Here is a 4,769-nt window from a genome sequence, read left to right on the forward strand (position 1 = left end):
AGAATCCGTTCTAGAGGTACCAATGTAAATGGTTCCTATGATGAGGAGCCGGATGATGCGAAAGTGTCATGTCCGGTTCTGAAGACGAGTCGGTGGGGCGACTCACCGGCTTAGTTTAATCAACCACCAGGTTCTCACCTGGTGCCATACAGGTCATTCCTGCTGATAAGTAGGTTTACACAGGTTAAATGTTGCACTGATTTTATTGATATTGGAACTATTGCGTGACTACAATCATTTCCTTAAATACTAACCATTTCCAAACCTTAGACTTGTCTCCAGCTCAGACAGTGATTGAAGGGTGGCTGCAAGACGGTGCGATCGCAAACTATGAGCAGCAGCTAGGCTTTAAGATTGATTTTGATTGCGATCCTGAGGATCCTCGGGAATTCTCAGAAATGCCAGAGGTGCGGTTATGGTTTGTGCGCTTGGATGCTACCTATCCCTGGTTACCTTTTCTACTAGATTGGAAATCTGGGGAATTCGTCCGCTATACTGCTATGCTAGTGCCTCACCAATTTAATCGTACAGAAGGCATCCAGTACAACTCTGAAGCCTTAGAAATCTTCGTGATGCAGAAAATCTTTGTACTAAGTCAGTGGTTAAAGGAGTGGGGTATACAGAGCCCATCCCGCCTCAAGTCGATGGCTCAGTTACTCGGCTATGAACTAGATGATACTTTGTTTAATCTGATCGAGACCTCAGGGGGTGATATCAAGTCTGGTTGAATACCCATCATAAAAAAGATGGATAGAAAGATGGGGAGATGAAGCCGGGGCTGATCAGTATAATAAATGCTATCTTGGCATAAGAAATACTATGAATGGGCAGCTTATGGCTGTGCAAAGTATAATGTCACATCGGGTTGATGATCATCTCAATCAACCCCTATAGCGTCAGCTTCCCATCTTAAACAGAGTTTGGGGAAAAGAGAAAAGCGGCTGATGATTTCCTCAAGACATACTGGAATTATACTAGCTACCCCAAATTTGCTCTAATACAGTTTCCGGTTTGATATCGGCAATCCGACCAGTAGGTGATTGAATACCGTATACCCCCTCCTTGGCAGGTAGTAGTTTGTTTGCCTCTGTCGGACCAAACAAGGCAATGGTAGGAGTACCAACAGCTACAGCTAGATGCATCGGTGCACTATCGGTACACAGCATCAAATTAGCACCGGCAATCATGGCTGACAATTTACCAATATCTTCTGGAGCAGTAACCTTGAGGTCACGATGGTACTCCATCATCGCCTGGCACCATTCTGCATCCTCTGGCCCTTTTAGCAAGACAATGGGCAGATCTGGTTGTTTTTGGCGAATGTCTTCAACAATCTTCTGCCATTTCTCAACTGGGTAGATTTTATCAATTCCTTGGGACAGAGCGAGTTGACTAGAACCGCCATGAATAAGAATGTAGCCAATTTCTGGAATCTCTAGCTGTTGCTGTTGAGCTTCTGCCCATTCAATATCTGATTTGGGAACCCTAACAGCGAGTTCTTGACAAGGAACGTTAATACCGAAACCTAGTAGTAAGTCATGGTACATATGGGCAGCATACTGCTCAGTTTTTAGGGGCACAGGGTTGGTAAAAAACAAATCCCTTGAACCAGCTTGGTAACCAATTCGACGCACAATACCAGTCATCCAGAGCAACAGCCCAACTGACCACCGACGTCCTAGGGTCATGGCAGCATCGTACTCGCGATCGCGGATCACTCCCAACAAGTTACCAAAATCTGCGAGACCATTGCGGTCTTTAAAATCAAAGGTTAGAACTTCATCGACTGACTGACAAACCCGATAAGCCCCCTTGGCTCGCGGTTCCACAATAACGTCAATCTCAGCTTTGGGATAATACTGTTTTAGTTGTGAGAGGGTGGGAAAGAACAGGATTTGGTCGCCAATTCCACCAGGAACAAGGGCTAGTATTCTCATCTCAAATTGCTTGAGCTTACGGATCAGATTAATTTTAACTTGACGCTGGAAGGACTAATTCTGAATTCTATCGAGGGCATATTATCCTAAGCTCAGGCATGAAGCAGCAGCTAAGAGGTAGAAAATCGTGCATTTATTAATTCCAGCAGCCGGAATGGGACGACGGATGGGGAGCGATCGCAATAAGCTTCTTTTAACACTTCTAGGTAAACCAATACTGGCTTGGACACTGCTAGCAGCAGAGAAAGCCAGTAGTATAAGCTGGATTGGGATCATGGGACAACCCTATGACTGGCCAGAGTTTAAAGCAATTCTAGCTGAACTTGCCCTATCTAAACCTGTGGAGTTGATTGAGGGGGGGGAAACACGGCAAGAATCTGTCTATAATGGCTTGCAGGCTTTACCAGCAGAAGCCAAAAGGGTGTTGATTCACGATGGTGCTAGATGCTTAGCTACCCCTGAGTTACTGGCACGGTGTGCCGAAGTCTTAATGGGTTGTCCCGGTCTAATTGCCGCTGTGCCAGTGAAGGATACGATTAAAGTGGTGGATGAAGCCAATCTTGTTCAAGATACACCGGATCGGAAGGGATTGTGGGCAGCACAGACACCCCAGGGATTTGAGGTGAAGTTGTTGAAACAGTGCCATGACCAAGGACGTAAGGCTGGCTGGGAAGTTACGGATGATGCCGCTTTGTTTGAACGGTGCAGCTTGCCAGTCAAGATTGTGGAAGGGGAGGAGACGAATTTGAAGGTAACTACCCCAGTTGATTTAGCGATCGCAGAATTTATCTTGCGCCAGCGTTTTGATCTCAGTGAGACCAAATCTAGTTAATTAATTAATTGATTATAATTAATCATCGTTTATGTTGCGCCAGGGAATGGAAAATTTCCACGTACCAAAAATAAAATTACTATGGACATCCAACAACGCCACCCTTGGCCAGTCAATAGTGAAGAAGCTAAAGCAATTCAACAACAACTACAACCTGAGGTAATTTTTGAAGATCAGTTGGGGGAAGTGCAGTATGTTGCGGGTGTAGATGTAGGTTTTGAGGAGGATGGCGCTATATCACAGGCAGCAGTAGCAGTTTTAAGCTTTCCCGACTTGCAGCTGAGGGAAAATGCGATCGCATCCAGACCCACTACCTTTCCCTATGTACCAGGCTTCCTATCATTCCGAGAAGTCCCTGTATTACTGGATGCTTTGGAAAAAATTAGCATTATCCCTGACTTAATTTTGTGTGATGGTCAGGGCATTGCCCATCCTCGTCGCTTTGGTCTTGCCTGCCATCTGGGGGTACTGACAGATATTCCCACCATTGGTGTGGCTAAGTCCCGATTCATTGGTGATCATGAGGATTTGCCCGAAAACAAAGGTAATTGGCAACCGCTGAGCCATGATGGAGAAATCATTGGAGCCGTTGTGCGTACTCGGACTGGAGTTAAGCCAGTCTATGTTTCCATTGGTCATCGCATCAGCTTACCCACAGCAATTGATTATGTGTTGCGCTGCACATCTAAGTATCGATTACCAGAAACAACTCGCTGGGCTGATCAACTAGCATCAAAGTGAATTTAGAATTTAGAATTTAGAATTTAGAATTTAGAATTTTCCATTCTTCCTTCTTCCTTCTTCCTTCTTCCTTCTTCCTTCTTCCTTCTTCCTTCTTCCTTCTTCCTTCTTCCTTCTTCCTTCTTCCTTCTTCCTTCTTCCTTCTTCCTTCTTCCTTCTTCCTTCTTCCTTCTTCATTCTTCCTTCTTCCTTCTTCCTTCTTCCTTCTTCCTTCTTCCTTCTTCATTCTTCATTCTTCATTCTTCATTCTTCATTCTTCATTCTTCATTCTTCATTCTTCATTCTTCATTCTTCATTCTTCATTCTTCATTCTTCATTCTTCATTCTTCATTCTTTTGGTAATACCTCTTCTTCTAATCGATTAACCCGTTCCTTGAGTTCTATTACTAAGGTAGCGAGACGCTTAAACATTGGGTGCTCAGGGTCTACCCTGCTATAGGTATCAGTTGGTGATTGTATGTGGTGTTGACTGGGTCGATTACTGTCAGGAATTGACTGGCTGACCTGACGTAACTGAGACTCTAACTGATTGATTTTAAATCTCAAGTTAGTTATCTCAGATTCAACAGAAGCAATCCGGGATTCTACAACAGTTATAGAAGCTGTGGCGGGTGGAACAAACTGTGAGATAAAAATTCCTAAGATTAATCCAAAACCGAGTATTACGATTGTTCGTTTCAAAGTACTTCCACCCCATTAGTTATCTTACTACCCATTATGACTATAGCAGTTTTCAATTAGGTGAGGTACAAATTTTTGGGTAATAGGTAATAGGTAATAGGTAATAGGTAATGGGGAATCCGGAATCGGGAATCCGGAATCGGGAATCGGGAATCCGGAATCGGGAATCGGGAATCGGGAACAGGGAAAAAATCCTGTGTACCTCATTAGGTTAGAACCCGCTATAGTTCATGTGGACTTTCATTGTAAGCATTGAACTATTAGCAGTTAGCTGAAGGGCTAAAGGCATACTATTAATGGCTGATAGCGGATAGCGGTAGGCTGAATAGTTACATTGATAGTTACATTGGGATAGCCAAGATCTAACAAAAAGAGCGAGTCACTTATGAAATCGCTCTTTTTGATAAGGGGATAAATAGTTAAGGACAAAGTAGAATTATAAATTTGTCTGAGGGATATTTTAACCCAAAGACATAGCTCCTTAGACATAGTTTGTCTCTCCTCCCTGATTGATTGATCAGGTTTTAGGCTGTTTCCAACCAGTCATAAATTTTATCTAATTGCTCCAGAGTTACCAA

The 4,769-nt window shown here is 43.6% G+C and carries 8 protein-coding genes; 3 read left to right on the forward strand and 5 right to left on the reverse strand.

The window, feature by feature from the left end; genetic code table 11:
• Nucleotides 1-224 precede the first annotated feature (224 nt).
• Complete coding sequence (locus F6J94_RS30395; protein WP_293047111.1) at nt 225-728, forward strand: CRR6 family NdhI maturation factor; 504 nt, start codon at nt 225-227, stop codon at nt 726-728.
• Between the two features lie 246 nt (nt 729-974).
• On the opposite strand, the gene F6J94_RS30400 is transcribed toward F6J94_RS30395, so the two are convergent.
• Nucleotides 975-1,937 carry a glycosyltransferase family 9 protein gene (locus tag F6J94_RS30400; protein ID WP_293023943.1) on the reverse strand — a complete coding sequence of 321 codons (963 nt, stop codon included), beginning with the start codon at nt 1,935-1,937 and terminating at the stop codon, nt 975-977.
• A 127-nt stretch (nt 1,938-2,064) separates the two neighbouring features.
• On the opposite strand from F6J94_RS30400, the gene ispD reads away from it, so the two are divergent.
• Both ispD and nfi read left to right on the forward strand, forming a co-directional pair.
• Nucleotides 2,065-2,769: a 2-C-methyl-D-erythritol 4-phosphate cytidylyltransferase gene (gene ispD / locus F6J94_RS30405; RefSeq protein WP_293047113.1), complete on the forward strand. Its 705-nt coding sequence runs from the start codon at nt 2,065-2,067 to the stop codon at nt 2,767-2,769.
• A gap of 81 nt (nt 2,770-2,850) precedes the next feature.
• A complete protein-coding gene (gene nfi, locus F6J94_RS30410) occupies nt 2,851-3,510 on the forward strand; it encodes a deoxyribonuclease V (protein WP_293047116.1) in 660 nt (219 codons plus the stop codon).
• A gap of 16 nt (nt 3,511-3,526) precedes the next feature.
• On the opposite strand, the gene F6J94_RS30415 is transcribed toward nfi, so the two are convergent.
• From F6J94_RS30415 to F6J94_RS34505, 4 genes are all read right to left on the reverse strand, one after another.
• Nucleotides 3,527-3,736, reverse strand: coding sequence for a hypothetical protein (locus F6J94_RS30415; protein WP_293047118.1), 210 nt, complete (start codon nt 3,734-3,736; stop codon nt 3,527-3,529).
• A 101-nt stretch (nt 3,737-3,837) separates the two neighbouring features.
• Nucleotides 3,838-4,191 (reverse strand): hypothetical protein, encoded by a 354-nt coding sequence (locus tag F6J94_RS30420; RefSeq protein WP_293047120.1) that lies wholly within the window; start codon nt 4,189-4,191, stop codon nt 3,838-3,840.
• Nucleotides 4,192-4,218: 27 nt separating this feature from the next.
• The gene (locus F6J94_RS30425) at nt 4,219-4,398 is read right to left on the reverse strand and encodes a hypothetical protein (protein WP_293023951.1); all 180 of its coding nucleotides are present in this window, start codon (nt 4,396-4,398) and stop codon (nt 4,219-4,221) included.
• A 317-nt stretch (nt 4,399-4,715) separates the two neighbouring features.
• Nucleotides 4,716-4,769 (reverse strand): DUF2949 domain-containing protein, encoded by a 54-nt coding sequence (locus F6J94_RS34505; protein ID WP_367142291.1) that lies wholly within the window; start codon nt 4,767-4,769, stop codon nt 4,716-4,718.

The sequence above is a fragment of the Moorena sp. SIO1F2 genome, assembly GCF_010672755.1.
In the GTDB taxonomy this organism is placed as follows: Bacteria; Cyanobacteriota; Cyanobacteriia; order Cyanobacteriales; family Coleofasciculaceae; genus Moorena.

What these genes read in the sequence shown, in the direction of transcription:
- F6J94_RS30425 (WP_293023951.1), bottom strand. Translation starts at nt 4,398, where the DNA reads ATGAGGTACACAGGATTTTTTCCCTGTTCCCGATTCCCGATTCCCGAT.
- nfi (WP_293047116.1), top strand. Translation starts at nt 2,851, where the DNA reads ATGGACATCCAACAACGCCACCCTTGGCCAGTCAATAGTGAAGAAGCT.
- F6J94_RS30400 (WP_293023943.1), bottom strand. Translation starts at nt 1,937, where the DNA reads ATGAGAATACTAGCCCTTGTTCCTGGTGGAATTGGCGACCAAATCCTG.
- F6J94_RS30415 (WP_293047118.1), bottom strand. Translation starts at nt 3,736, where the DNA reads ATGAAGAAGGAAGAAGGAAGAAGGAAGAAGGAAGAAGGAAGAAGGAAG.